We start from the raw sequence: 24,812 nt of genomic DNA on the forward strand, positions 1-24,812 counted from the left end.
AGCAAGGGTGTCGTACAGATATGCGATCAGACCGTGCGGGCGAAGCGGCGCGAGGCGGCGCCGGACGTACGCCGTTCGGGCCGCGACCCGTCGATGGCGGCCTGGCGCTGCGCCGCCTCCCTGAGCTGCCGGTCCACGCGGCGGTCGTGGAGGACGCCGATGAGGGCGGGCAGCGCGACCAGGGCCAGCAGGCCGAGTACGACCAGTGTTCCGGTGAGTGCTTGCAGCTGTGTGGTGTTCATGGACACCACTGTCGCGCGGGACACTCCTTACCAACAGTGGCAGTACTGCCGCGCGCCCTCCAATTACTGCCACTCCCGAGGCACACTGGAGGCATGCTGACCAATGTGGCGACCGTCCTCATGGACGGCGTGCACCCCTTCGAACTCGGTGTCGTCTGCGAGGTCTTCGGCCTGGACCGCAGCGACGAGGGCCTGCCCGTGTACGACTTCGCGGTCGCCTCCGCGGAGGGCCCGACCCTGCGGACGCACGCCGGCTTCACGATCTCGACGTCGTACGGTCTGGACCGGCTGGACGAGGCCGACCTGGTCGTCGTCCCGGCGGGTGAGAGCTATGTGCGGCGGATCTATCCGGCGGACCTGCTGGACGCGCTGCGCCGGGCCACCGACCGGGGTGCCCGGGTGCTGAGCGTGTGCTCGGGGGTGTTCGTGCTCGGTGCGGCCGGCCTGCTGGACGGCCGGCGCTGCGCGGTGCACTGGCGGCACTCCGACGAACTGTCCCGGCAGTATCCGCGCGCGATGGTGGAACCGGACGTGCTGTACGTGGACGATGACCCCGTGATCACCTCGGCGGGCACGGCGGCCGGTATCGACGCCTGTCTGCACATCGTCCGCAAGGAGCAGGGACCGGAGGTCGCCAACAAGATCGCCCGGCGGATGGTCGTGCCGCCCCACCGGGACGGAGGCCAGGCCCAGTACGTCGAGCGGCCGCTGCCGCGCTCGCAGTGCGACACGGTCGGCGAGGTGCTGGCGTGGATGGAGCGCCACCTCGACGAGGAGGTCACCGTCGAGCAGCTCGCGGCACGCGCCCACATGTCGCCGCGGACGTTCGCCCGCCGCTTCCAGCAGGAGACGGGGACCACCCCGTACCGCTGGATCCTGCGTCAACGGGTGCTGCTGGCGCAGCGGTTGCTGGAGGCGACGGACGAGACGATGGACACGATCGCCTGGCGCACCGGCTTCGGCACGGCGGCCACCCTGCGCCATCAGTTCGTCCGGGCCCTCGGTACGACACCCCAGGCCTACCGCCGCACCTTCCGGGGTCCCGAGGCCGCCGCCTGAGAACGGCGCCGGGCACGCGTCGGGCGGTCTACTGCCGCCCGGACGCGCGCCCGGGACGTGTCCGTGCGGTGGTTCAGTCGTTCGCGACGACGGGGTAGCGGGGCTCGTTCTCGGCCATCTGCCGCAGCGCGTCCTTGCGGTCGCGCTTGGAGAGCCGGTCGATGTACAGGTAGCCGTACAGGTGGTCGGTCTCGTGCTGGAGGCAGCGGGCGAAGTACCCGGTGCCGCGGACCTTGATCGGGTTGCCCTTCTCGTCCTGGCCGGTGACCTCGGCGTAGTCGGGCCGGGCGAGCGGCATGTACGCGGTCGGCACCGACAGGCAGCCCTCGTTGCTGTCGTCCAACCGGCGCTTGTCGGCGGGCAGTTCGACGAGCTTGGGATTGCAGACGACACCGACGTGGCGGTTGCCCTCGTCGTCGGGGCAGTCGTACACGAACACCTTCAGGTCGACGCCGATCTGGTTGGCGGCGAGGCCCACGCCCTCGGCGGTGCGCTGGCTGGCGAACATGTCGTCCACGAGCTCGGCGAGTTCGTCGCCGAACTCCGTGACGTCCTTGCACTCCTTGTGCAGGACCGGGTTCCCGACGACGGTGATGGGCCGCGAGGTGCCGCGCTCGCGGTACGCCTGCTCGCGCTCCTCGCAGTCCTCCGTGTCGACGACGAATCCCTCGTCGTCGACGGGGAGCACGCCCACGTGCTGCTGTTCGGTGTCCTGCTGAGCCATGACAGACGTACGCCTTCCTCACAAAACAAGGGCTGAGTTGCTGATACAGGGTACGGGCAGCGGCGAAGGGGAGCGCGGGCAACCGCGTGACCGACCGGGCGCGGCCCGTGCCCCGGCGTACGACCGCTCGGCCGTCTAACAGACCTCTTCGAGATCCCGCCAGTCCCTGGAGTCAGGGCTGTCGGCGACCCACCCGTCGAGTAGCCCCCGTACCAACGACGCCGGCGCGGCGATGCCGCACTCCCGCTCGGGCACCCACAACTGCCCGTCCGTGACATGCCCGAGCGGCCCGGGATGCCCCGGCTCGCTGTGGTCGTGCGGGTCCATGTGGTCCCCGTCGCCCTCGTCGGACGGCATCCGGGACTCCGAGCACAGCCGGCACAGCAGCCGCACCGACGACGACCAGTCCTCGGCGGCGAAGCCCGCGTCGGCCGCGAGCCGTTCCAGTGCGTCCCGGTCGGACTCCGTGGCGGCCTCCAGCAGCACCACCCAGGTCGGCACCGGCGACGGCGCCCACAGTTCGATCTCGTCGAACACCGGGTACGCGTGGCCGGCGGCCGTGGTCCGCTCACCGTGCGGGACCCCGTCGTGGAGGACGACCTCGCCCCAGCGCCGGCCGGACGACGGCAGCGGAATGGAGAGCACCTCTATGCGCGCCGGGTCGAGCCTGCGCCCCCACACGACCTCGGCCTCACCCTCCGGCGAGAGCCGCACGGCGGCACTGCCCAGGTCCATGCCGACCGGCTCCCCGGTGTCCGCGACGCCGCCCCCGGGCTTCGGCCGGGCAGCTCCGCCGGGTACCCGCAGCCCGTACGCCTGCCAGGCGCGACGCGCCAACGGCCAGTCCTGCAGGGCGGTCGCGGCGATGCCCACGTTCCACCAGTCGGGCGCCCCGGTCTCCCGGTCGAGCAGCGCGACGGCCCTCAGCCCGGCCGCTCTGGCCTGCTCCCAGTCGTGCCGGAACTTGTGCAGCAGGGCGAGGTTGAACCAGGACTCGGACAGCCACGGCTCCAGGTCCGCGGCACGGGTCAGCAGTGCCCCCGCGTCCTCGTAACGACCGTCGCCGATGAGCGTGAACGCCCGGTCGGTGGCCTGCCGCCACGAGGCGGAGGGCCGATGCCGTCCCTTGCCGAAGATCCTCACGATTCCCGCCTGCCAGTTACGGTTCCCGCCTGCCGTTTCCGTGGAGTGGGCCGGCCGTCGCCCCCGGTACACCCTCTCCCTCGCATCCAACCACGGACGGAAGGAGAGCCGCTCATTACCCATGGGTTACCCCACCACGCGCAAGGTCAGACCGTCTCGTGCGACCACCCTGGCAAGCGATTCGACCACCTCTGGCTGATAGTCGTGTGCTGTCGCGAGCCGCAGTTCCTCCAGTGCCCTGAGCGGCCCTGAGGGCCCTGCTTCCCGGGTCTTCTCCTCGTATGCGTTCACCGCCCGGACGATCCGCGCGCCGACCGGCTGCTCACGGTAGGGATCGGCCTGGCGCTCCACCACCACGGCGACCTCCGTGTCCACCCCGGTCTGCCGGACGACAGCGCCGCCCAGCAGCGCGATCCGGCGCTGCTCCGCCGTCGGCAGGCCGGCGGTGGCACCGGCGGGCACCGGGTCGACCAGGCTGAGCTGCCCGATGTCGTGCATGAGGGCCGCGTACTCCAGGACGGTCAGCTCCCGCTCGCCGAGCCCCAGCTCCCGCCCCACCTCACGGCTGAGGGCGGCGACCCTGCGGGCATGGCCCGGCGGGGTGTACCCGGCGATCTCCGTGGCCCTGGCCAGCGAGGCGATGGTCTGCCGGTACGTGGTCCGCACGGCCGCGTACCGCCGGAACGACACCTGGGTGAGCAGCAGCGGAAGCGAGAACACCGGCAGCGCCCACAGCCCGGCGACCCCGACCGCCACGGCCATGACGACCCCGGTCGCGCACACCGCCGAGCCGATCCCGAGGAGACCCCGCAGTTCGTCCCGCAGCAGCGGCCCGTACGGCCATCGGGTCCGGGCCCGTGCCAGGGCAGCCGCCAGGACGGCGTCGCACAGGGCGGTCACCACGAGCAACCCGACGAGCAGCAGCACGCGCGCGTGCCCGCTCCAGCCCAGCAGCCGTCCGCTGTCGTGCAGGGGCTGGAAGCAGACGGCGGCGAAGGCGACGGTGAGGACGCGCCGGGTGAGGTGGTCGGCGGTGGCCCCGCGCGCTCTCGCGGCGTGGGGCGCGCACCCGAACAGCGCGCCTACGGCGACGACGGCCACGGCCTGCGGCACGCCGTGCGCCGTCGAACGCCCCGCGCACTCCCCCAGCAGGGCGTACGCGAGCCCTCCGGCCGCGCCCAGCGGCGCCTGCTCCCTGCCCTCCGCCCCGCGCCAGCGGGACAGCTCCCCCACACCCACCAGCACACCGAACACGAGTGCGATCAGGGGCTCGTCGAGGCCGTACCGGAGGGTGTGCCCGACCCCGGCGAGCACGAGCAGGGCGGCGAGGCAGCGGAGAAGGACGGGGAGGGGCGGAACCGGAGGCACCCGCGCGGAACTCACCGGCCCCGCCTCCCGGCGGCATCGCGCTCGACAGCTCCCCGATCGTCCACTCCCCGCTCATCCACTCCCCGCTCGGACGCCCGCTGCTCGTGCGCCCGCTGTTCCGCCGCTCCCCGAGCAGCCGCTGCCCCCGCGCCACGCTCACCAGCAGGTGTCCCCGGCGCCGGTACGTCTCCGCGGGGGGGCGGTGGTCACCAGGGGCTCCCAGCCGCTGCGGGACAGTGCCCGGCCCAGCGCTCCCACCATCACGGGGTCGAACTGCGTGCCGGCGCAGCGCTCCAGCTCCGCCAGCGCGGCGGCGACCGGGCGGCCCCGCCGGTAGGACCGGGTCGAGGTCATCGCGTCGAACGCGTCGGCCACCGCCACCAGCCGCGCGAACTCCGGGATCTCGCTCCCGACCAGCCCGTAGGGGTATCCGCTCCCGTCCATCCGCTCGTGGTGGTGCAGGACCGCCGCCCGCGCCTCGCCGAGGAAGGAGATCCCGCGCACCATCTCGTGCCCGTACTCGGGATGCAGTTCGACGATCCGCCGCTCCTCGGGGGTGAGCGGCCCGTCCTTGCGCAGCAGCCGCGTCGGCACCCCCAGTTTCCCCACGTCGTGCAGGATCCCGGCGAAGCGCAGCACCTCGGCGCGCTCGTCGTCCATGCCCAGCTCGCGGGCGATCATCAAGGACGCGTGCCCGACCCGTTCGCTGTGGCCGCGCGTATAGGCGTCCTTGATGTCGACGGCCTGCACGAGCGCCCGGATGGTCGCCCGGTGCGCCGCCCGCTCGCGGTGGTACTGCGCGAAGACCCAGCAGGACACGTACATCGGCAGCAGGACCAGCAGTGCGGCGACGGGCCCGTACGGGCTGCGCCAGAGCACGGCCATCATCAGCCCGGCGAGTCCGTGCGCGGCGACCGGCGCCGACGCCCGAAGGAGGAGCCCCCGCCAGGCGGTGCGCCACGGCACCCGCTCGGCGAGCGCCAGGATGCCGCCGTCGAGGAGGGTGAGCACGGCGCAGAACGCCAGCGCCGCGGCCCCGGCGGGCAGCAGCGCGTAGGGGAAGTCGGGGCCGGCGACCGCGTCCCGGCCGCCGAGCGCCCCGTGCGTCCAGGACGCGGCCCGGACCGCGAGGACCAGTTGTGCCGCACGCCAGACCCGCCGCAGTCCGCGCGGCCGCTGGTCGACGCGGGACATCAGCGCGCCCGGCACCGCGACCAGCGCGGCGACGGGGGGCGGCAGCAGGAAGGCGCCGGCGAGAAGAACCGGGAAGAAGGTGCCCATGCCCCGGGGAGCGAGGTGGCCGACGAAACGGCACCGGGTGATCTGCTCGCACCCGGCGTACAGCGCGGCGAGCAGGGCCGCCGCCCACCAGGGGGCCCGCGGGCCCGGAAGGCCGGTGAGACAGCCGAGGGCCGCGAGCACGGTGCAGGCGACGTACGCCCGTGCCCATGCCGGAACCGACCTCATGGCGCCCCTCCCGAGATTCAGCTTCCGGAGCGTAGGGCGGCACGGGCCGGGTGGGAGTGCCTACGGGTGAATCCCCTGAGCCGCGATGGCTGGATTAACTCATTCGGGTGAAATGGGTGCCTGGAGGGCGGGGAGGGGGCGAGGGTGTGAGGGGAGGCGCGTACAACCGGCCACGTCGGCCCGTCTCACCCCGCCACGTCCGCCGCGAGGGCCTTGGTGAGTTGTTCCACGGTCGCCGGGGACTCGCGTTGGAACGCGGCGATGTCGAGGCCGTCGTCGCCCATGACGGTCAGCAGGGTCCGTTCGCCGACGGCCACGACGATGACGTGGCCCGCTCCGCAGCGGACGACCACCTCGCGGAGCGCGCCGGAGCCGGACTGGTCGGCCATGCGGCGGCTGACACCGAGCGTCGCGGCGGCCAGCGCGGCGACGGACTCGGGGTGCACCTTGTCGACGTCGGCGACGACGAGGAGCCCGTCCACGGTGGACAGGACGCTCTCGGAGACGCCCAGGACCCGGTCACGCAGCGAGGTCAGGATGCCGGTGAGCGTTTCGGTCGAGGCGTGTGCGGTCATGGGGACGTGCTCCTTGGTCCGGATGTCTGCGGTGGGGAGTGGGGGTCCGTAGGGGCTCAGTCGGACGGGTTCCGGTCCGACTCGGGGAGAGCCCGAAGCCCGCGGCGGACGCGCCGCAGCATGTCGAGGGAAGGCTGGTCGGCGAGGAGTTCCTCGGGCGACAGCAGGGACAGGGGAGGTAAGGGCGGCGGTGCGACGGGGGCCTCCGACGCGTCGCCCCCGGCGGCGGCCCCGGGCACGGACCCTGTGCCGCGCGCGGCTCCGCGCACGGGTAACGGGGGCGGTTCCCCAGGTGCGCCCCTCGTTGCGGCCGAAGACTGCGTGGGGGTGCTGGGGCCGGGGTGAGCGGAGGAAGGCGGTTGGGCGGCGGGATCGGGCTCGGTGGACGTGGCCTGGCTGGACGCGCCCTGGCTGGACGCGGTCTCGGAGGCAGTCGCGGGACGGGTGGTGGAGGCCGGGTGGTCGGGGCCCGGCGGGGTTCTGGGGGCCTGTCTCCGCCGGAGGCGGGCGGCCTTGGTGCGTCGGCGGCGCTTGCGGGCCGGGTCCTGGTCTGCGCTCACTCCCCGTCCTTCGCGCCGAAGTCGCCGGCGGGAAAGCCCCCGCCCGGCCTGCGTCTGGGCAGAGGACCGGCCCTCGGTGACGGTTCGTCGGCCCAGGTCGCGGCCCGCTGGGGCACCCGGGGTGCGGTGCTGGGCCGCCCCTCGGGCACGGTCATGGTCTCCCAGTGGACGGCGCCGAGCGCCTCCAGCCGGATCAGGTCCAGCATCACCGCGTAGAGTCCGCGCCCACGGGCGAAGGCGATGTCGCGCGGGGTGCGACGCCCGTTGGCGCTCTTGAGGAGTTCGCGATGACGTGGCGTCAGTCCGCCGCCGGAAGCGGGGTGCGCGTGGTCGACGACCGGGGCGGGCCGGCCCCGGGCCAGATCGCCCGCGGGTCCGCGGAGCCGGGACAGCAGCGCGATACGGCGAGTCGTCTCCTCGGCCAGCGGGCGGGGTTCGACTCCGGGCCGGGCCAGGAGGGTGGGCTCACGGTCGGTCAGTTCCCAGTCCCCCGGCGGGCTCAGCGCCATGGCGAACGCCCCGTCGTAGACGGCCGCCGCGCAGACGACCTCCAGTTCGGCGGCACCGATCAGACCCGCGGCCTCCAGGTGGCGGCCCAGCAGGTCCGCGTCGGGCTCGGCCGCGCACGCGGCGAGCCAGGCGTCGTCGTCGATCCGGCCGGAGGCGAGCAGTGTGGACGTCGCGGTCGGCGCGCCCGGTGTTTCGATCGCGCCGACCCGGCCGTCACGGAGATGAATCGTGCCACCAGGGGCGCCGGAGACCCGTACCGTACCGGTGAAGCCCTCCTGGTGCAGTGCCTGGAGCAGAGCCGGCACATTGCGTGCCGAGGGTGTCTTCACGCCAGCACCTCTCGGGCCCGGTCACCGAGGCTGCGCAGCGCCAGGGCCATATTGGCCCGGTCCCGGTCGAGGCCGGCCGCGAGCAGCAGCGGATCGCCGGCCGACCGGGGCACGGAGAGCAGCACCTGATGGCGTCTCCTGCTGGTCATGACCACGCTCTCCAGCTCCCCCACGGCCCCCGCCTCGCCGAGCCGCTCGGAGATGAGGGCGGCGAGGTCGGAGATCTCCGTCCCCGTCCCGGCCAGGGCGGCGTCGCCCGCGGTTGCGTAGGTGAGTCCGGTGACGGCGTCGATCAGGGCGACGCCGGTGACGCCCGGAGAGTCGAGAAGCCGGTCCAGGGAATCCTGGAGGGCGGTCGCCCTTTCCCCCATTCGCCCTCCACGTTCACGCGCCGCACAGTACTTTGAGCATCAACTTCCGTAACACGCAAAAAAGTTGACGTTTGCGACCCAAGGATCGCTCGCGTTCGATCGTAGATGGCCGGACAGTGACCGGTCAGCAGCACTGAGGAATTGGGGCAGCAAGATGAACATCGAGACCGCGCTCAAGGAAGCCATGACGGTCGACGGTGCGATCGGCGTGGCGCTGGTCGACTACGAGAGCGGTATGTCGCTCGGCACCCTCGGCGGCGGACAACACCTCGACCTCGAACTGGCGGCCGCCGGGAACACCGAGGTCGTGCGCTCCAAGATGCGCACCCTGGCCTCGCTCGACATGAACGACGTGATCGAGGACATCCTGATCACGCTGGGCGCGCAGTACCACCTGATCCGCCCGCTGAGCAGCAGCAAGGGCTCGCTCTTCCTCTACCTGGCGCTCGACCGCTCCCGCGGCAATCTGGCCCTGGCCCGCCACAGCCTGAAGCGCGTGGAGACCGGCCTGGAGGTCTGATCCCCTCCGGCACCGGACACGACTGAGCCCGTTCCGAGGGCGGCCGGACGGCCGTGCCCGGAACGGGCTCAGTACAGGCATACCGCTGGTGGGCGGGTGCTCAGGTCTCCTGCGGTGTCGCCGGCGAGGCCGTCACCTCGTGCTCGGGGACCGCCTGCCCGGAGCGGATCAGATCGATCCGCCCCATGACCTTGGCCCGCAGGTCGGTCGGCACGTCGTCCTGCCCGCAGCACCGCTTGACCAGCTTCTTGACGGCCTGTTCGAGACCGTACTTCTCCAGGCACGGCGAGCACTCCTCGAAGTGGTGCTCGAACTTGGTGCAGTCGGCGTCGGGCATCTCACGGTCGAGGAACTCGTAGAGATGATCGAGGATCTCGCTGCAATCCGTCTCGTGCGGCTCTCCGCAGCTCATGAGCCCGAGCCTTTCGCTTCGTTCGACTCTCCGGCGCCGGCCGGGACCAACCCGCGGTCACGGGCGTAGTCCTCGAGCATGCCGCGCAGTTGACGGCGGCCCCGGTGCAGCCGGGACATCACCGTACCGATGGGTGTCCCCATGATGTCGGCGATCTCCTTGTACGCAAAGCCCTCGACATCGGCGAGGTAGACGGCGATGCGGAATTCCTCGGGGATCGCCTGCAGCGCTTCCTTCACGTCCGAGTCGGGCAGGTGATCGAGCGCCTGCGACTCGGCCGAGCGCAGACCCGTCGACATGTGCGACTCGGCGCGCGCCAGCTGCCAGTCCTCGATCTCTTCGGCCGCACTGCGCTGGGGCTCGCGCTGCTTCTTGCGGTACGAGTTGATGAAGGTGTTCGTGAGGATGCGGTACAGCCAGGCCTTCAGGTTGGTGCCCTCGCGGAACTGGTGGAAGGACGCGTACGCCTTGGCATACGTCTCCTGCACCAGGTCCTCGGCGTCGGCGGGGTTGCGCGTCATGCGCAGCGCGGCCGAGTACATCTGGTCGAGGAACTCCAGCGCGTCCCGCTCGAAACGAGCGTTGCGGTCCGCGGCGGTCTCCGTGCCCTCGGGCTGCTCCGCCTGGCCCCGTTCGGTCCCTGCGTCGGTCCCAGTGACCGGACCCACCTCCTCCAGTGTCTGTGCGGCACCGAAACCGGTACCACCAGATTCGGAGGATAGACGACGATCCGCACCCGCCGCCGCCCGAATAGGGGCGCTCTTCGCCGCGTGCAGCACCGTCCAGTCCAGGTCAGCGCGGCTGCTGCGGGTCGGGCAGATGGTCGAACCCATGCGGCGGACTTCCTCTCCTACGACGGTCAGCACGGTCTCGCGCTGTCTGATCCGCACAACAGGGGACCGTCACGCAACATTCCCGCCTTCCCACCGACTCCTTACCGAGTGATTCATTCCACTCGTCCCGGCGAACCGACTTGCGCTCGTCCCGGCGAACGACTTCCGCTCGTCCCGGCGAACGACTTCCGCTCGTCCCGGCGGACGACCTCGGCGTCGCGGCCCGGCGGGCGTCCTCAGCGCGGGCGGCCGAGCGACGCGATCCACTCCACGACACCGTCGGTGATCACCTTGAGCGCCGCCTCCTGATCGAGGGGCGCTCGCTTCGGCACGGCGAACCCGTGGTCTCCGTACGGCACCTCCACGAGCGCGTGGGGGCCCTCCGGGAACTCCTCCGGCCTCCCGAACGTGTCGTTCCCGCCCTGCACGACCAGTGTCGGTACCCCGGCGCCGAGCAGTTCGTCGGCGCGGGACTTCTCCGGCTTGCCCGGCGGATGCAGCGGGAAGCTCAGCGCGAGTACGGCCGCCGCGCCCAGTTCCCGCGCGGTACGGCAGGCCACCCGGGCCCCGGCGCTGCGCCCGCCCGCGACCACAGGCAGCCCCGGTCCTGTCAGCGCGGGCCACAGACCCCGCCAGCCGACGTCCAGGGTCTTCGGCGCGGGTGCGAGCTTCTTGCCGGCCACCCGCCAGGGCTGCTCGACGAGCGCGACGGTCACCCCGTGCGCGGGGAGGACGGCGGCGAGGGCCTGGAGATCGCGTGCCTCGACGCCGCCGCCCGCGCCATGGCTCACGGCGAGCACCCAGCGGGCGTCCCGCGCCTCGTGCCAGGTGACCCGGGCCGTGCCCGCCTCGGTGTCGATCTCTTCTCTGATCCCGTTCACGTCAGAAGAGTGTGCCCTCCTCGGGGCCCTCCAGCTCCTTCAGCAGCTCCGGGGCGTTGTTGCGGACGTTGCTGACGGCCGTGGAGACGGGATAGGCGCGCATCAGGCCGGCGGGCGGCGGCTCCAGCAGACCGCGCAGCTCGTCGGGGTCCGTCCGGGCCGGGTCAAGCCAGCTGTCCCACCGGTCGGGCGTCAGCATCAACGGCATCCGGGGGTGAATCTCGGCCAGCGTGAACGGGCCGTCCGCGGGCGCCACGGCCAGCGGGGTCGTCTCCGCCTCCGTCGTGATCACCGAGCAGGTGACCCACCAGGCCTGCGGATGGTCGTCCGGCAGGGTCTTGTCCCGCCAGAACTCGTACAGCCCGGCCATGGCGAACACGGATCCGTCGGCGGGGAGCACGAAGTACGGCTGCTTGCGCGGCCGCTTCTTCCTGCCCTCGACCTCCAGGTCCCGCTCGTGCTTGCCGGTGACCCACTCGTAGTAGCCGTCGGCGGGCAGGATGCAGCGCCGGGACGTGAAGGCGCGACGGTACGAGGGCTTCTCGTGGACGGTCTCCGCGCGGGCGTTGATCATCCGGGCGGCGCCCTCGGGGTTCTTGGACCAGGAGGGGACGAGCCCCCACTTCAGCTTGCGCAGCTGGCGGACCGGCCTCTTGTCGTCGGTGTCCTTGAGGGGGCGGTCGAGAACCGCGTAGACCTCCTTGGTGGGGGCCACGTTGTAGTCGGGCTCCAGGGTCTCCTCCGGCTCCCACTTCTCGATCTCGAAGACTCCCGCGAGATCCTCCGGCCTGCGACTGGACGCATACCGCCCGCACATCTCGAACCACCCCTCCGACCCGCGCACACCGGGTCCTCCACCCGGACACGTCCAAGGGTGGCAGACCGCCGACGGAGGGCGGCGCGCACAGCTGTCCGCCGGTGCCCCTGCCGGTGCTCCCGTCGTCCGCGTGCGCCCACCAGCCCCTCTCTCGTCCGCGCCCGCCGCTGCCGTCCTCGTCCGCGTACGGCCACCGACGTCCCCGTTGTCCGCGTAGGGCCACGACGTCCGCGTAGGGCCACGACGTCCGTCGCGGTCGGGCCGATCCCCGGACCGCACCCCCGCTCCGACCGCTCCGACCACTCCGACCGCTCCGACCGCTCCGACCGCTCCGACCAGCCGGTTTCCCCGCAGGAACGATCCCCGGCACCCCGGCGTCTCACATACCGTCCGCCCCCGAGTGCCACACTTCCAGATCCGACGCGACCCGGAGGAGCTACCGCCGACCATGGAAAGCACCGCAGCCACCTCGCTGGCCAGCCTGTGGGACGAGGTCTTCGGCACCCAGCCCGACCCCGACACCTGGGTCGTCATCGCCACCGCGGTGGCCGCGCTCGCCGCGGTCGTCCCGCACGGCGTCTGGCGGCTCTCGCGCAACGCGATCACCATCGCGCACGAGGGCGGCCACGGCCTGGTCGCCCTGCTCACCGGCCGCACCCTGACCGGCATACGCCTGCACTCCGACACCAGCGGCCTCACCGTCAGCCGCGGCAAGCCCACCGGCCTCGGCATGATCCTCACCGCGGCCGCCGGCTACACCGCTCCCCCGCTGCTCGGCCTCGGCGGCGCCGCCCTCCTCGGCTCCGGCCGCATCACGCTGCTCCTGTGGCTCTCCACGATCCTCCTGGTGGCCATGCTGATCATGATCCGCAACGCGTACGGCGCCCTCACCGTCGTACTCACCGGCGGCACCTTCGTCGTCGTCTCCTGGCTCGCCGGCCCCCAGGTCCAGGCGGCCTTCGCGTACGCGGTGGTGTGGTTCCTCCTCCTCGGCGGTGTGCGCCCCGCCTTCGAACTCCAGGCCAAGCGCCGCCGGGGCGGAGCCGGCGACTCCGACGCGGACCAGCTCTCCCGTCTGACCCATGTGCCGGCGACGGTATGGCTGCTGATGTTCCACGTGGTGTCCGTATGCGCGCTGCTGGGCGGCGGAAGGTGGCTCCTGAGGCTGTGACCGTGAGTTGCGACGGCCGTGCCACCCGGCACCGCACGATCGGCCACGAACTGCCCCGAACGGGCGCGTACGCGACGAGCGACGCACGTCAACCGGCTGAGCCCGGCGGAGCGAACCCCCACTAAAGTGGGCCCATGGCCCTGAACGCACAGCCCGCCCTCTGGCCCGCCCCGCACGCGAGCGGAGCCGTCGACGCGACGGTCCACGTGCCCGGGTCCAAGTCCGTCACCAACCGCGCCCTGGTCCTGGCCTCCCTCGCCAGCGAGCCGGGCTGGCTGCGCCGTCCCCTCCGCTCCCGTGACACCCTCCTGATGGCGGCCGCCCTGCGGGCGATGGGCGTCGGCATCGAGGAGACGGTGTCGTCCAGTTCCTCGGCCACGAGCGGCTCCGCCGTCTCCGGCGAGGCGTGGCGCGTCCTGCCCGCGGGGCTGCGCGGCCCGGCCACCGTCGACGTCGGCAACGCCGGCACGGTCATGCGCTTCCTGCCCCCGGTGGCCGCCCTCGCCGACGGTCCCATCCGCTTCGAGGGCGACCCCAGGTCGTACGAGCGCCCCCTGAACGGCGTGATCGACGGGCTGCGCGCCCTCGGTGCCCGGATCGACGACGACGGCCGCGGCGCCCTGCCGCTGACCGTCCACGGCAGCGGGGCCCTCGACGGTGGCCCGGTGGAGATCGACGCCTCCTCCTCCTCGCAGTTCGTGAGCGCGCTCCTGCTGTCCGCGCCGCGCTTCAACCAGGGCGTGGAGGTCCGGCACATCGGCTCGACACTGCCCTCCATGCCGCACATCCGGATGACGGTCGACATGCTGCGCTCGGTGGGCGCCCAGGTGGACACCCCGGAGTCGGGCGGCGAGCCCAACGTCTGGCGGGTCACGCCGGGCGCGCTGCTCGGCCGTGATCTGACGATCGAGCCGGACCTCTCCAACGCCCAGCCGTTCCTGGCGGCGGCCCTGGTGACCGGCGGCAAGGTCGTCGTCCCCGACTGGCCCACGCGCACCACCCAGCCCGGTGACCAGCTCCGCGAGATCTTCACCGAGATGGGCGGTTCCTGCGAACTCACCGAGTACGGGCTGGTGTTCACCGGCTCCGGAGCGATCCACGGCATCGACGTGGACCTCGGCGAGGTGGGCGAGCTGACCCCCGGTATCGCGGCGGTCGCCGCCCTCGCCGACTCCCCGTCGACCCTGCGCGGCGTCGCCCACCTCCGCCTCCACGAGACGGACCGGCTGGCCGCGCTCACCAAGGAGATCAACGAACTCGGCGGCGACGTCACCGAGACCGCCGACGGCCTCCACATCCGCCCGCGTCCCCTGCACGGCGGTGTCTTCCACACCTACGACGACCACCGCATGGCCACCGCCGGTGCGATCATCGGCCTGGCGGTGAAGGACGTGCGGATCGAGAACGTGGCGACGACAGCCAAGACACTGCCGGACTTCCCCGAACTGTGGGCCGGGATGCTCGGGAACTGACGGGCGGACGACGATCATGCGCCGCTACGGCAAGCACACCGACGAGGACGACATCCGGACCCGTCCCAACCGCAAGGGCAACCGCCCCCGGACGAACATCCGTCCGAAGCACGAGGACGCCGCCGACGGCATGGTCCTCACCGTCGACCGGGGCCGGCTGACCTGCCTCGTCGAGGACCGGATCGTGATCGCGATGAAGGCCCGTGAACTGGGTCGCAAGGCCGCGGTCGTCGGCGACACCGTCGCCCTCGTCGGGGACCTCTCCGGCAAGAAGGACACCCTCGCCCGCATCGTCCGCATCGCCGACCGCTCGTCGGTGCTGCGCCGCACCGCCGACGACGACGATCCGTACGAGCGCGTCGTCGTCGCCAACGCCGACCAGCTCGCCATCGTCACCGCCCTCGCCGACCCCGAGCCCCGCCCCCGGCTGATCGACCGCTGCCTGGTCGCGGCGTACGACGGCGGCCTCGAACCCCTCCTCGTCCTGACCAAGTCGGACCTCGCCTCACCCGACAAGCTCCTGGAGCTGTACGGGGACCTCGACATCCCGTTCGTGGTGACGAGCCGTGAGGAGCTGGAGCAGGGTGCCGCGGCCGACCGGGTGCGCGCGCACCTCGACGGCAAGGTCACGGCGTTCGTGGGCCACTCGGGCGTGGGCAAGACGACCCTGGTCAACGCACTCGTCCCCGAGGACCGGCGCCGGACGACCGGCCATGTCAACGCGGTGACGGGCCGCGGCCGGCACACCACGACCTCGGCGCTGGCGCTGCCCCTCGCGGACTCCGACGGCGGCTGGGTGGTGGACACCCCCGGCGTCCGCTCCTTCGGTCTCGCCCACATCGACCCGACGCGGGTCATCCACGCCTTCCCCGACCTGGAGGCGGGCACCGAGGGTTGTCCGCGCGCGTGCAGCCACGACGAGCAGGACTGCGCGCTGGACCAGTGGGTCGCCGACGGGCACGCGGACCCGGCGCGGCTGTACTCCCTGCGCCGACTGCTCTCGACCCGCGAACGCCGGGAGGGCGACTGACCCCGCCGTTGACCCCGCCGTCGGGAAGGCGACCGACCTCCGCGTTGTTTGCGCCCCCCTCCACCCGGTAAGTGCATAATCGCACCAAGTCTGATCCAGACCAGATGAGACCTGAAGAGATCAGGCGAGATCGGACGAAGCGGTCACGGAACGTCGGGACACGGGAGGACGAGACATGGCGTGGCTGCTGGTGGTCGTGGCAGGTCTGCTGGAGACCGGCTTCGCCGTCTGCCTGAAGCTCTCGCACGGATTCACCAGACTCTGGCCCACCGTCGCCTTCTGCGTCTTCGCCCTCGGCAGCTTCGGCCTGCTGACCCTCTCCCTGAAGAAGCTCGACGTCGGCCCGGCCTACGCGGTCTGGACGGGCATCGGCGCGGCCGGCACGGCGATCTACGGGATGATCTTCCTCGGCGACGTGGTGTCCACTCTGAAGATCGTCTCGATCACCCTCGTCATCGCGGGCGTCGTGGGGCTCCAGCTCTCGGGCTCGGCGCACTAGACAAGGGGCCTGCTCAGCTGCCGTGGCAGTGCGGTCCGCACCAGATCGGTGACCCCGCCCTCGCGCGGGGGCGCCGCGACGCAGGACAGGGCGAGCCGGACGGCGAGTTCGCAGGAACGGGCCAGCTCCGCCGTGTCCGCCCTGGCGGTGCCGGGCGGCGACAGTGCGGCGACGGCCCGGTCGCGCACCAGCGCCACGAAGTCGGAGGGCGCGGGCAGCGGCCCGTCCGCGCGGCGCTGCGCGGGCACCAGGGAGGACGAGGGCACCGCCGAGAGCGTGAGCGCCGGCAGGCGCTCGCTCCAGCAGCCGGTCAGCATGGCCCGTACGAGCAGGTTGCTCCGGGAGACCGCCACGGTCCACTCGGCGGTCGCGGCGAGCCGCTCCCGGCTGTCCACGGGGGTGGCCAACGCCCGTTCGACCCCCGCGAGATAGCCGTCGGCCTCCCTGCGGACCAGGGCCCGGGCGAGCCCTTCCTTGCTGCCGAACTCGTTGTACAGCGTCTGGCGTGACACTCCGGCCACCGCCGCCACGTCCACCATCCGCACGGTGGACCACGGGCGGCGCACCAGCGCCGTGTAAGCGGCGTCCAACAAGGATTCCCGCGCTGCAGGCATCATCGCCTCCCTGATACGAGCGGGCGGCTCTGGCCCTCAGATTTGACGCGCATCAACCCCCTGTCAAGGGTTCGCGAGAGCGCCTACGGGCGCACTCCGGCCAACATGCGCGGGCCGGCGGAACGCCCGGAGGATCCCGTCGGCGTCAGGTACCCGCAGGGCGCCACTCCGCACCCCCAAGGGCGCCCCGAACTCCCCCGGGCGCCCTTGCCCCGGGCCCCCTATGGCCCCGCACCGACCTCGGCGGATACCGTTCGCACCATGGCCGACTACCTCGACGACCTCCGCTTCGCCCACGTCCTCGCGGACGCCGCCGACGCGAGCACCATGTCCCGCTTCAAGGCCCTCGACCTCAAGGTGGAGACGAAGCCCGACATGACTCCGGTGAGTGAGGCCGACAAGGCCGCCGAGGAACTCATCCGCGGCCATCTCCAGCGCTCCCGCCCCCGGGACGCGATCCTCGGCGAGGAGTACGGCGTCGAGGGCACCGGCCCCCGCCGCTGGGTCGTCGACCCGATCGACGGCACCAAGAACTACGTCCGTGGCGTGCCCGTATGGGCCACCCTGATCTCGCTGATGGAGGCGGGCGAGGGTGGCTATCAGCCCGTCGTCGGCGTGGTGTCCGCGCCCGCCCTCGGCCGCCGCTGGTGGGCGGCGAAGGGCCACGGCGCGTTCACCGGCCGCAGCCTCAGCTCGTCCTCCCGCCTCCACGTCTCCCGTGTCTCGAAGCTGTCGGACGCGTCCTTCGCGTACTCCTCGCTCAGCGGCTGGGAGGACCGCGGCAGCCTGAACGGCTTCCTGGACCTGACCCGCGAGGTGTGGCGCACGCGCGCGTACGGCGACTTCTGGCCGTACATGCTGGTGGCCGAGGGCGCGATCGACCTGTGCGCCGAACCCGAGCTGTCGCTGTGGGACATGGCCGCCAACGCGATCATCGTCACCGAGGCCGGCGGCACCTTCACCGGACTCGACGGCCGCCCCGGCCCGCACAGCGGCAACGCGGCAGCCTCGAACGGCCTGCTCCACGACGAACTTCTGGGATACCTGAACCAGCGCTACTGAATCGCTGGTGCGCGTGCGGCTGCGGAGTGATCCCGAGGCGCCCCTGAACTGACCACGCGCGCCCCCTTGTTGACCCTCTCTTTGCCTGGGAAGCTGGCAGTCCCCCCACTTGTGAACTTGTGCAGTGCTCGACAGGCGCGTCGTGCGCCGCCATGACGACTGCCGTGGTTCTCCAGGAGGTGACCGCACTCCATGCTCGTCCGCGACGCCATGAGCACGGTGGTTCTCACCATCGGCCCCGATCACACGCTCCGCCAGGCCGCCGCCCTGATGTCCGCCCGCCGCGTGGGCGCGGCCGTGGTTCTCGACCCCGACGCCGGCGGACTCGGCATCCTCACCGAACGCGACGTCCTCAACTCCGTCGGTCTGGGCCAGAGCCCGGACATCGAGCGCGCCCACGCCCACACCACCAACGACGTCGTGTTCGCCGCGCCGTCCTGGACGCTGGAGGACGCAGCCCGCGCCATGGCGCACGGCGGCTTCCGGCATCTGATCGTGCTCGACGAGGCCGCACCCGTCGGCATCGTCTCCGTCCGCGACATCATCCGCTGCTGGGCCCCGGCGCGACAGCACGCGCCAGCATGATCCCGATCGGGCCGGGACCCGAACAAGTCCCGGCCCGTCCCGACGGCAAGCGGTCCAACCCTGGTCGACCGCACAGAGCCTGGACAGCGGCCCACCAGGCGCTTGCCGAGGTCCGGGCGGCGCCGTCCGCCGCTCTCCGACCGAAATCCCACGGCCCGACAGCACCGCTTTACGCGCCAAATCTTACATTGGACAAAGTCCAAGTCAATGCCTGTTCCAAAGTCACACCTGTTCGGAATCTGTCCCCCTTGCTGTTACGCTGACCTGTATGAGTGACCTTCTGGAACGGCTGCGCGGACGCGGATGGCGTATGACCGCGCAGCGTCGTGTCGTGGCCGAGGTCCTCGACGGCGAGCATGTCCATCTGACGGCCGACGAGGTACACGCGCGCGCTGTGGCCAAGCTGCCGGAGATCTCCCGGGCGACCGTCTACAACACGCTGGGTGAGCTGGTGTCCCTGGGTGAGGTGCTCGAAGTCGCCACGGACAAGCGCGCGAAGCGGTACGACCCGAACGCGCACCGCCCGCACCACCACCTGGTGTGCGCCCGGTGCGGGACGATCCGTGACGTCCACCCCACCGGCAACCCGCTCGCGGACCTGCCTTCCACGGAGCGCTTCGGCTTCACCGTCTCCGACGTCGAGGTGACCTACCGAGGCGTCTGCCCGAACTGCGCGACGGCCTAGGACCCGCTCCCTCCCCCGCACAGCACGCCTCACCACACGACAGCCCCCGGGCGGGATCTCCTGCCGGGGGCTTCGCTGTTCTTCGGCCGCGGGATCCTCGCGCTCGGCCGGCCACACACACCGAAGGCCCGGAACCTCATCGGTCCCGGGCCTTCGGCCTTCAGTAGCGGGGACAGGATTTGAACCTGCGACCTCTGGGTTATGAGCCCAGCGAGCTACCGAGCTGCTCCACCCCGCGTCGGTAAACGCAACCTTACGTGGCCCCGTCGACCAGCGCAAATCGCTTGAGGGCCGAGACCGGAGGCACGGGCGTCACGCCCTTCCGGCGTCCGGCCCGTGCCCCGCCCCCACCACCGGCTCCTACGCCGACAGCTCCTGCCGCAGTGCGTCCCGCAGCCGCGCCGCCCGCTCCGTGACCTCGGCCGGCCCGAGCGCCACCGCACGGTCGGCCCACCGCTTCCCTTCGACCAGCTCACCCCGACGCGCGTAGACGAGGGCGAGCCGCAGCGCCGCCCGCCCGTGCCCCGCGTCCGCGGCCCGGGCCCACCACACGGCGGCCTCCGGCTCACTCCCCTCACGCGCCAGCAGCAGCCCCAGGTTGAACGCGCCGTTCCGCGAACCGGCCTCGGCGGCGATGCGGTACCACCGCGCCGCCTCGACGACGTCGCCCCGCCCCGCGGCCAGCATCCCGACGCGCACCTGCGCCCGCCGGTGCCCCTGCGACGCGGCCCTCTCGTACCACTCCTCGCACTCGTTCTTCTCCCGCACCGGCTCCCCCAGCTCATGCGCGGGCGCGGGCGGCCGGCGCGCGTCCAGCACGGCGGCGAGCCGGTACGCGGCCTCCGCGCTACCCCCTCCGGCAGCACACCGCAGATGCCGCTCGGCGGCCCGCTCGTCCCCTTCCCGCAGCCGCGCGATGGCGACCTGGAGCGCCGCCTCGGTGTGCCCGGCGGCGGCCGCCCGCTCGTACCAGACGAGCGCGGTCACGTCGTCGCCCCGTCCGGCGTGCAGGATCCCGAGGTTGAACGCGGCGTCCACACTGCCGGCCTCCGCGGCCTTGGAGAACCACGGTTCGGCACCGGCCGCGTCGCCGACCTGAAGCAGCAGGATGGCCAGCGCGTTGGCCGCCTCCCGGTGCCCGGCGTAGGCGGCCTGCCGGTACCACTGCTCGGCCTGCGCGGTCCGCCCCTGCTCGGCGCAGAGCAGCCCCAGGTTGTACGCGCCGTTCACGTCACCGGCGTCCATGGCGGCCCGGTACCACCGCTCGGCGGTCTGGGTCTCGCCACGCTCGGCGTGCAGCGCCCCCAGGGCGTTCGCGGCGTTGCCGTCGCCGTCCTGGGCGGCCCGCAGCCACCACACGGCCGCGCTCTCGGTGTCCCCCGCGTCGCGCAGCAGGAACCCCAGCGCGCACGCGGCCCGGGGCTCGCCGTCCTTGGCGGAGGTCAGGTACCAGCGCCCGGCCTCCTTGAGCTCGCCGCGCCGCTCCAGGATCGCGCCGAGGTGCAGCGCGGCCCGCCGGTGGCCGCGCGCGGCGGCCTGGCGGTACCACTGCTCGGCCTCCTCGGCGGCGGTCGGCGCGACACCGTTGTCAGCCCCCGGCTCCCCCGCTCGCACGGCAGCACGACCTTCTCGTACGCCGTCCCGCCCTTCCCGGACCGCGGTGCCGCGGCCGCCCCGTCCGCCGTCGCGACCGTCCCGCACGGCCTCCCTGGCGTCCCGAGCGGCCCGTCCGTCCCGCGCGTCCCGGACGACCTCGCGGCTCGCGCCGCCGATCTCCAGGGCGGCGCGGGCGATCCTGCGCCCCTCCCGGACGGCCGCGCGCTCCTCGCGCTCGGCGCGATGGTCGAGCGTCCGGGCGAGACGGTACGCGGCCTCGCGGTGGCCGCGTTCGGCGGCGACGCGCATCCACCTCTCGGAGGCGGCGTCGCTGCGGTGCTCCAGCAGGTCGGCGAGGGCGTACGCGCCGAGCGCGTGGCCCTGCTCGGCGGACTGGCGCAGCCAGTACTCGGCGGCCGGCTCGTCGCCGCGCTCACGGTGGTGCCGTCCGAGCGCGTGGGCGGCGGCCGCGGAACCGGCGACGGCGGCGATCCGCCACCATCCGGCGGCGTCGTCGGGGTATCCCCTCTGGTGGAGCAGGACGCCCAGGTTGTTGGCGGCCGCCCGGTCCCCGGCGGCGGTGGCGGCGCGCAGGTACGGCTCGGCCCCGTCGAGGTCGCCGCGGCGCAGCAGCATCGCTCCGAGGACGCTCATGGCCTCGGAGTCACCGGCTTCGGCGGCGAGCCGCTGACGCGCCTCCTCGACGGCTTCCCCGGCGTCGTCCGGGTCCGCGGCCTGCGCGGAGTCACCCGCGGGACGGGGACGACCGATGGTCATCTCGGGCTCGGTGGTCAGGACGGACTCCCCCGACGGCTCGGACTCCGCGGGCAGCACAAGGTCGGCAGACAGCGCAAAGTCGACAGACTGCGCAAACCGCCCTGTCTCCAACAGAGTTGCCTTGTCCCCCATAACGTCCATCGTCGCACCACCTGCAACCTGGGTACACCTGGTATACCGCAGCCATTGAGGTCACTACAGCGTTTTGTCGACATGCCCACAGAGCGACAAGTCAAACACAGATCCCCTCATGTCCCCAGGCAACACGTCGAAGGCCCGGATCCTTTGGAGGATCCGGGCCTTCAACTTCAGTAGCGGGGACAGGATTTGAACCTGCGACCTCTGGGTTATGAGCCCAGCGAGCTACCGAGCTGCTCCACCCCGCGCCGTTGCTCGGCAACCGTATCACGGCGCGGGGTGGAGCCTTGAATCACCCGCTCCCAGAGCCCTTGTCGGCGTCCTTGTCGCTCTTGTCGGCCTGGTCGCCCTTGTCGTTGTTCTCGCTGCCTCCGGTGCCGCCGGCCCCGTCGGCCTTGGACTGCGCGTCCTCGGCCCGCTTCAGCGCGTCCTCGAGGTCCTGCTGGGCGCGGCCGTACGCCTCCCAGTCGCCGTCCTTGAGGGCCTTCTGACCCTCGTCGAACGCCTTCTGGGCGTCCTGCAGCGCCTGTTGGACCGTCGGGTCCCCGGACGTCGGCGGCTCGTCGGTGCCTTCGTCGCCGTCGTCCACCGGGGGCTTGGGCGTCGGACCCGACGTATCGAACACCTTGTTGAGCGCGGCGTCGAGGGTGTCCTCGAAGGCCGTGTTGCCGCCGTAGGTGACGAGAACCTTGCGCAGCAGCGGGTACTTGAGGCCGCCGCCTCGCACGTAGACGGGTTCCACGTAGAGCAGTCCGCCGTCGAGCGGGACCGTCAGGAGGTTGCCGTACTCGACCTCCGAGTCACCGCGCTTGAGCAGGCTGATGGTCTCGGCGATGTCCTGTTGGGAGTTGAACTGACTCTGGACCTGCTTGGGGCCGTCGATCGCCTCACTCGTCGGCACCTTCAGGATTCTGATCTTGCCGTAATCCTTGGTGCCCGCCTCGGCGTTGACCGCCATGAAGCCGCTGAGGTTGTCCCGGCCGTTCGGCGTGAACGTCGTGGTCAGCGAGAAAGCCTGTTCCTGCTGCCCCGGCATCTTCATGCTCAGGTAGTACGGCGGCACCGCGCTGCCCGAGGTGTTGGTCGGGTCGTCCGGCACCTGCCACACCTCACTACCGCTGAGGAAGGTGTCGGCGTCCTTGACGTGGTAGCGGGTCAGCAACTCGCGCTGGACCTTGAACAGGTCCTGCGGATAACGCAGATGGGCCTCCAGCGCCTTGGAGATCGCCGTCTTCGGCTCCACCGTGTCCGGGAACGCCTTCATCCAGGTCTTCAGGACCGGGTCCTTGGTGTCCCACTGGTAGAGCTTGACTTCGCCCGTGTACGCGTCGACGGTCGCCTTCACCGAGTTGCGGATGTAGTTGACCTGGTTCTGCTGGGCCACCACCGCGCGCTGGCTGTTGTCGGCGGTCAGCGAGTCGGCCGTCGTGTCTCCCAGCGTGGTGCGGGAGGCGTACGGATAGCCGTTCGTCGTCGTGTACGCGTCGACGATCCACTGGATCTTCCCGTCGATGACGGCCGGGTAGGCGTCACCGTCGATGGTCAGCCACGGGGCGACCGCCTCGACGCGCTCCTTGGGAGTGCGGTTGTACAGGATCCGCGACCCCTCGCCGATGGCACCGGAGTAGAGGATCTGCGGCTCGCTGAACGCCGCCGCGTACGCCGCCCGGTTGATCGGGTTGGAGAGGTTGACCCCGCTGTCGCCCTTGTACCTGGTGGTCTTCTCACCGTTGTCGTCGGAGTAGTCGATCTCCGCCTGGGGACCGCCGACGATGGAGTACTGGGTGGTCTTCTCGCCGTAGTAGATCCGCTGCTGATAATCACCGAGATCGCCCTTGGACGGCAGGTCGGACTCCGTGAAGACCGGGCGGCCGCCGGAGGTGGCCTCGGTGCCCTTGGCCGCGACCACGCCGAAGCCATGGGTGTAGCGGAAGTGGTCGTTGATCCAGTTGTTCTTGGGGATACCCGCGAGGTTGAGCTCACGCAGACCGATGACCGTGTCCTGCTCCGAGCCGTCCTTGCCGCTGTACCGGTCGACGTCCAGGTTCGCGGGGAACGCGTAGTAGTTCCTCATCTGCTGGAGCTGCTGGAACGTCGGCGAGACGATGTTCGGGTCGAGCAGGCGGATGCTGGCCGTGCTCTCGGCGTCCTCACGCAGCTTGTTCTTGTCCGAAGTGGTGCCCGTGCCCGCGTACTCCTGGACGTCGGTTCCGTCGATGCCGTAGGCCCGACGGGTCGCCTCCAGGTTCTTCTCGACGTACGGCGCTTCCTTGGCCTGCTCGTTCGGCTGGACCTGGAACTTCTGCACGATCGCCGGGTACAGCCCGCCGATGAGGATCGCGGAGAGCACCATCAGGCCGAAGCCGATGACGGGCAACTGCCAGGTGCGCCGCCAGATCGTGGCGAAGAACAGCAGCGCGCAGATCACGGCGATGCAGAACAGGATGGTCTTGGCCGGGAGATACGCGTTCGCGTCGACGTACCTCAGGCCCGTCCAGTTGCCCGTCGCCTTGAAGTCGCTGGACTTCACCGCGAGGCCGTACCGGTCGAGCCAGTACGCGACCGCCTTCAGGGCGACGAAGATACCGAGCAGCACCGACAGGTGCCCGGTGGCCGCGGCCGTGGCACGCGCTCCCGGGGAGGTGACCCTGAGGCCGCCGTACAGGTAGTGGGTGAGCGCGGCGGCGATCACCGAGAGCACGGCGGCGGCGAAGCCGAAGCCGAGCAGGAAGCGGTACCAGGGCAGGTCGAAGGCGTAGAAGGAGACGTCCAGGTCGAACTGGGGGTCCTTCTGACCGAAGGACACGCCGTTGACCCACATCAGCCAGGTACGCCACTGCCCGGAGGCGGAGGCGCCGGCGATGAGGCCGACCAGGGCCGTGATCCCGAGGAGCAGCCACTTCTTGTACGGCGCGATGCCCATGCGGTACCGGTCGAGGCTCTGCTGCTCCATCGACATGGCACTGAGCGGCGGGCGCAGCCGGTGCGCCAGCCAGATGTTGAAGCCGACCGAGGCCGCCATCAGCAGACCGAAGACGAAGAAGAGCCCGATCTTCGTCCACAGCGTGGTCGTGAAGACGGACGAGTAGTTCACCGACCGGTACCAGAGCCAGTCCGTCCAGAACCCCGCGAACATGACGAACGCCATGCCGAGCGCGGCAAGGACGCCCAGCGTCATGAGCAGGGTCCGGACACGCCGGGACGGTCGGCCGACTCTGATCCGCGGCCCCGTCGGGCCTCCGCCGCGGTCCGGCATCTGGAAAGCCAAGGTGTGCACCTCGAAAATCGCTGTCGACATGTCGGGGCCGCGTCTACGGACCCTTCAGCGGGCCCCCTGGTCCTGGGAGCCTCACCTATTGCAACTTACTCACG

24 protein-coding genes and 2 tRNA genes are annotated in these 24,812 nt (G+C 71.6%); 9 read left to right on the forward strand and 17 right to left on the reverse strand.

The window, feature by feature from the left end; translation table 11 throughout:
* Positions 1-26: 26 nt before the first annotated feature.
* A complete protein-coding gene (locus SMA5143A_RS13765; RefSeq protein ID WP_107463358.1) occupies positions 27-242 on the reverse strand; it encodes a hypothetical protein in 216 nt (71 codons plus the stop codon).
* Between the two features lie 93 nt (positions 243-335).
* Between SMA5143A_RS13765 and SMA5143A_RS13770 the strand changes: the two genes are divergently transcribed.
* Positions 336-1,301: a GlxA family transcriptional regulator gene (locus SMA5143A_RS13770; protein WP_107463220.1), complete on the forward strand. Its 966-nt coding sequence runs from the start codon at positions 336-338 to the stop codon at positions 1,299-1,301.
* 73 nt (positions 1,302-1,374) lie between these two features.
* Here SMA5143A_RS13770 and def read toward each other — a convergent pair whose 3' ends face one another.
* The 7 genes from def to SMA5143A_RS13810 form a co-directional block, all read right to left on the reverse strand.
* A complete protein-coding gene (gene def / locus SMA5143A_RS13775) occupies positions 1,375-2,025 on the reverse strand; it encodes a peptide deformylase (RefSeq protein WP_107463221.1) in 651 nt (216 codons plus the stop codon).
* 135 nt (positions 2,026-2,160) lie between these two features.
* On the reverse strand, positions 2,161-3,168 hold the full coding sequence (locus tag SMA5143A_RS13780; protein ID WP_055518996.1) for a tetratricopeptide repeat protein: 1,008 nt from the start codon (positions 3,166-3,168) through the stop codon (positions 2,161-2,163).
* 126 nt (positions 3,169-3,294) lie between these two features.
* The gene (locus tag SMA5143A_RS13785) at positions 3,295-4,551 is read right to left on the reverse strand and encodes an HD-GYP domain-containing protein (RefSeq protein WP_107463222.1); all 1,257 of its coding nucleotides are present in this window, start codon (positions 4,549-4,551) and stop codon (positions 3,295-3,297) included.
* A gap of 141 nt (positions 4,552-4,692) precedes the next feature.
* A complete protein-coding gene (locus tag SMA5143A_RS13790; RefSeq protein WP_107463223.1) occupies positions 4,693-6,003 on the reverse strand; it encodes an HD-GYP domain-containing protein in 1,311 nt (436 codons plus the stop codon).
* Between the two features lie 185 nt (positions 6,004-6,188).
* Positions 6,189-6,578, reverse strand: coding sequence for a roadblock/LC7 domain-containing protein (locus tag SMA5143A_RS13795; RefSeq protein ID WP_099967396.1), 390 nt, complete (start codon positions 6,576-6,578; stop codon positions 6,189-6,191).
* A gap of 556 nt (positions 6,579-7,134) precedes the next feature.
* Positions 7,135-7,977 carry a DUF4388 domain-containing protein gene (locus tag SMA5143A_RS13805; RefSeq protein WP_107463225.1) on the reverse strand — a complete coding sequence of 281 codons (843 nt, stop codon included), beginning with the start codon at positions 7,975-7,977 and terminating at the stop codon, positions 7,135-7,137.
* Positions 7,974-8,348, reverse strand: coding sequence for a hypothetical protein (locus SMA5143A_RS13810; RefSeq protein WP_258193514.1), 375 nt, complete (start codon positions 8,346-8,348; stop codon positions 7,974-7,976). Before SMA5143A_RS13810 ends, SMA5143A_RS13805 begins: the two co-directional genes overlap by 4 nt.
* A 154-nt stretch (positions 8,349-8,502) precedes the next feature.
* On the opposite strand from SMA5143A_RS13810, the gene SMA5143A_RS13815 reads away from it, so the two are divergent.
* A complete protein-coding gene (locus SMA5143A_RS13815; RefSeq protein WP_107463226.1) occupies positions 8,503-8,868 on the forward strand; it encodes a hypothetical protein in 366 nt (121 codons plus the stop codon).
* 100 nt (positions 8,869-8,968) lie between these two features.
* Here SMA5143A_RS13815 and rsrA read toward each other — a convergent pair whose 3' ends face one another.
* The 4 genes from rsrA to SMA5143A_RS13835 all read right to left on the reverse strand — a co-directional run bounded on the left by rsrA (position 8,969) and on the right by SMA5143A_RS13835 (position 11,811).
* Positions 8,969-9,280 (reverse strand): mycothiol system anti-sigma-R factor, encoded by a 312-nt coding sequence (gene rsrA, locus SMA5143A_RS13820; RefSeq protein WP_055523575.1) that lies wholly within the window; start codon positions 9,278-9,280, stop codon positions 8,969-8,971.
* A complete protein-coding gene (gene sigR, locus SMA5143A_RS13825) occupies positions 9,277-9,948 on the reverse strand; it encodes an RNA polymerase sigma factor SigR (protein WP_055523577.1) in 672 nt (223 codons plus the stop codon). Before sigR ends, rsrA begins: the two co-directional genes overlap by 4 nt.
* 401 nt (positions 9,949-10,349) lie before the next feature.
* The gene (locus SMA5143A_RS13830; RefSeq protein ID WP_107463361.1) at positions 10,350-10,985 is read right to left on the reverse strand and encodes an alpha/beta hydrolase family protein; all 636 of its coding nucleotides are present in this window, start codon (positions 10,983-10,985) and stop codon (positions 10,350-10,352) included.
* A 10-nt stretch (positions 10,986-10,995) separates the two neighbouring features.
* Complete coding sequence (locus SMA5143A_RS13835) at positions 10,996-11,811, reverse strand: SOS response-associated peptidase (protein WP_107463360.1); 816 nt, start codon at positions 11,809-11,811, stop codon at positions 10,996-10,998.
* A gap of 448 nt (positions 11,812-12,259) precedes the next feature.
* On the opposite strand from SMA5143A_RS13835, the gene SMA5143A_RS13840 reads away from it, so the two are divergent.
* The 4 genes from SMA5143A_RS13840 (at position 12,260) to SMA5143A_RS13855 (ending at position 15,983) form a co-directional block, all read left to right on the forward strand.
* Positions 12,260-12,982, forward strand: a complete 723-nt coding sequence (locus SMA5143A_RS13840) for a M50 family metallopeptidase (protein ID WP_055717791.1) — start codon at positions 12,260-12,262, stop codon at positions 12,980-12,982.
* Between the two features lie 134 nt (positions 12,983-13,116).
* Positions 13,117-14,454 (forward strand): 3-phosphoshikimate 1-carboxyvinyltransferase, encoded by a 1,338-nt coding sequence (gene aroA, locus SMA5143A_RS13845; RefSeq protein WP_107463227.1) that lies wholly within the window; start codon positions 13,117-13,119, stop codon positions 14,452-14,454.
* A 16-nt stretch (positions 14,455-14,470) separates the two neighbouring features.
* Positions 14,471-15,484: a ribosome small subunit-dependent GTPase A gene (gene rsgA, locus SMA5143A_RS13850; RefSeq protein ID WP_107463228.1), complete on the forward strand. Its 1,014-nt coding sequence runs from the start codon at positions 14,471-14,473 to the stop codon at positions 15,482-15,484.
* Positions 15,485-15,659: 175 nt separating this feature from the next.
* On the forward strand, positions 15,660-15,983 hold the full coding sequence (locus tag SMA5143A_RS13855) for a DMT family transporter (RefSeq protein WP_099967389.1): 324 nt from the start codon (positions 15,660-15,662) through the stop codon (positions 15,981-15,983).
* Here the strand turns inward: SMA5143A_RS13855 and SMA5143A_RS13860 are convergent.
* Entirely contained in the window at positions 15,980-16,597 is a 618-nt protein-coding gene (locus SMA5143A_RS13860; RefSeq protein WP_107463362.1) for a TetR/AcrR family transcriptional regulator, read from the reverse strand. The genes SMA5143A_RS13855 and SMA5143A_RS13860 overlap by 4 nt on opposite strands.
* A gap of 261 nt (positions 16,598-16,858) precedes the next feature.
* Here SMA5143A_RS13860 and hisN point away from each other — a divergent pair, with 261 nt between their 5' ends.
* The 3 genes from hisN to SMA5143A_RS13875 all read left to right on the forward strand — a co-directional run bounded on the left by hisN (position 16,859) and on the right by SMA5143A_RS13875 (position 18,929).
* A complete protein-coding gene (gene hisN, locus SMA5143A_RS13865) occupies positions 16,859-17,659 on the forward strand; it encodes a histidinol-phosphatase (RefSeq protein ID WP_055539793.1) in 801 nt (266 codons plus the stop codon).
* Between the two features lie 192 nt (positions 17,660-17,851).
* Positions 17,852-18,244: a CBS domain-containing protein gene (locus SMA5143A_RS13870; protein ID WP_055515600.1), complete on the forward strand. Its 393-nt coding sequence runs from the start codon at positions 17,852-17,854 to the stop codon at positions 18,242-18,244.
* A 268-nt stretch (positions 18,245-18,512) separates the two neighbouring features.
* The gene (locus SMA5143A_RS13875) at positions 18,513-18,929 is read left to right on the forward strand and encodes a Fur family transcriptional regulator (RefSeq protein ID WP_107463229.1); all 417 of its coding nucleotides are present in this window, start codon (positions 18,513-18,515) and stop codon (positions 18,927-18,929) included.
* Positions 18,930-19,093: 164 nt separating this feature from the next.
* Here SMA5143A_RS13875 and SMA5143A_RS13880 read toward each other — a convergent pair.
* The 4 genes from SMA5143A_RS13880 to SMA5143A_RS13895 all read right to left on the reverse strand — a co-directional run bounded on the left by SMA5143A_RS13880 (position 19,094) and on the right by SMA5143A_RS13895 (position 24,696).
* Positions 19,094-19,167 (reverse strand) — tRNA-Met (locus tag SMA5143A_RS13880).
* Positions 19,168-19,289: 122 nt separating this feature from the next.
* Entirely contained in the window at positions 19,290-21,443 is a 2,154-nt protein-coding gene (locus tag SMA5143A_RS13885) for a tetratricopeptide repeat protein (RefSeq protein WP_181361841.1), read from the reverse strand.
* Positions 21,444-21,614: 171 nt separating this feature from the next.
* Positions 21,615-21,688: transfer RNA gene (locus SMA5143A_RS13890), tRNA-Met, on the reverse strand.
* Positions 21,689-21,732: 44 nt separating this feature from the next.
* Positions 21,733-24,696 (reverse strand): UPF0182 family membrane protein, encoded by a 2,964-nt coding sequence (locus SMA5143A_RS13895; RefSeq protein ID WP_107463230.1) that lies wholly within the window; start codon positions 24,694-24,696, stop codon positions 21,733-21,735.
* Positions 24,697-24,812 lie beyond the last annotated feature (116 nt).

Origin of the sequence: Streptomyces sp. MA5143a, assembly GCF_900290235.1 — a bacterium.
Classification (GTDB): Bacteria; Actinomycetota; Actinomycetes; order Streptomycetales; family Streptomycetaceae; genus Streptomyces.

Excerpts from the sequence above, each read along its gene's own strand:
- SMA5143A_RS13860 (WP_107463362.1), bottom strand. The coding sequence starts at position 16,597 with ATGCCTGCAGCGCGGGAATCCTTGTTGGACGCCGCTTACACGGCGCTG.
- SMA5143A_RS13835 (WP_107463360.1), bottom strand. The coding sequence starts at position 11,811 with ATGTGCGGGCGGTATGCGTCCAGTCGCAGGCCGGAGGATCTCGCGGGA.
- SMA5143A_RS13875 (WP_107463229.1), top strand. The coding sequence starts at position 18,513 with ATGAGTGACCTTCTGGAACGGCTGCGCGGACGCGGATGGCGTATGACC.
- SMA5143A_RS13855 (WP_099967389.1), top strand. The coding sequence starts at position 15,660 with ATGGCGTGGCTGCTGGTGGTCGTGGCAGGTCTGCTGGAGACCGGCTTC.
- SMA5143A_RS13840 (WP_055717791.1), top strand. The coding sequence starts at position 12,260 with ATGGAAAGCACCGCAGCCACCTCGCTGGCCAGCCTGTGGGACGAGGTC.
- SMA5143A_RS13870 (WP_055515600.1), top strand. The coding sequence starts at position 17,852 with ATGCTCGTCCGCGACGCCATGAGCACGGTGGTTCTCACCATCGGCCCC.
- SMA5143A_RS13765 (WP_107463358.1), bottom strand. The coding sequence starts at position 242 with ATGAACACCACACAGCTGCAAGCACTCACCGGAACACTGGTCGTACTC.
- def (WP_107463221.1), bottom strand. The coding sequence starts at position 2,025 with ATGGCTCAGCAGGACACCGAACAGCAGCACGTGGGCGTGCTCCCCGTC.
- SMA5143A_RS13790 (WP_107463223.1), bottom strand. The coding sequence starts at position 6,003 with ATGAGGTCGGTTCCGGCATGGGCACGGGCGTACGTCGCCTGCACCGTG.
- SMA5143A_RS13885 (WP_181361841.1), bottom strand. The coding sequence starts at position 21,443 with ATGGACGTTATGGGGGACAAGGCAACTCTGTTGGAGACAGGGCGGTTT.
- SMA5143A_RS13895 (WP_107463230.1), bottom strand. The coding sequence starts at position 24,696 with ATGCCGGACCGCGGCGGAGGCCCGACGGGGCCGCGGATCAGAGTCGGC.
- SMA5143A_RS13810 (WP_258193514.1), bottom strand. The coding sequence starts at position 8,348 with ATGGGGGAAAGGGCGACCGCCCTCCAGGATTCCCTGGACCGGCTTCTC.
- rsrA (WP_055523575.1), bottom strand. The coding sequence starts at position 9,280 with ATGAGCTGCGGAGAGCCGCACGAGACGGATTGCAGCGAGATCCTCGAT.
- rsgA (WP_107463228.1), top strand. The coding sequence starts at position 14,471 with ATGCGCCGCTACGGCAAGCACACCGACGAGGACGACATCCGGACCCGT.
- SMA5143A_RS13795 (WP_099967396.1), bottom strand. The coding sequence starts at position 6,578 with ATGACCGCACACGCCTCGACCGAAACGCTCACCGGCATCCTGACCTCG.
- SMA5143A_RS13770 (WP_107463220.1), top strand. The coding sequence starts at position 336 with ATGCTGACCAATGTGGCGACCGTCCTCATGGACGGCGTGCACCCCTTC.
- hisN (WP_055539793.1), top strand. The coding sequence starts at position 16,859 with ATGGCCGACTACCTCGACGACCTCCGCTTCGCCCACGTCCTCGCGGAC.
- aroA (WP_107463227.1), top strand. The coding sequence starts at position 13,117 with ATGGCCCTGAACGCACAGCCCGCCCTCTGGCCCGCCCCGCACGCGAGC.
- SMA5143A_RS13815 (WP_107463226.1), top strand. The coding sequence starts at position 8,503 with ATGAACATCGAGACCGCGCTCAAGGAAGCCATGACGGTCGACGGTGCG.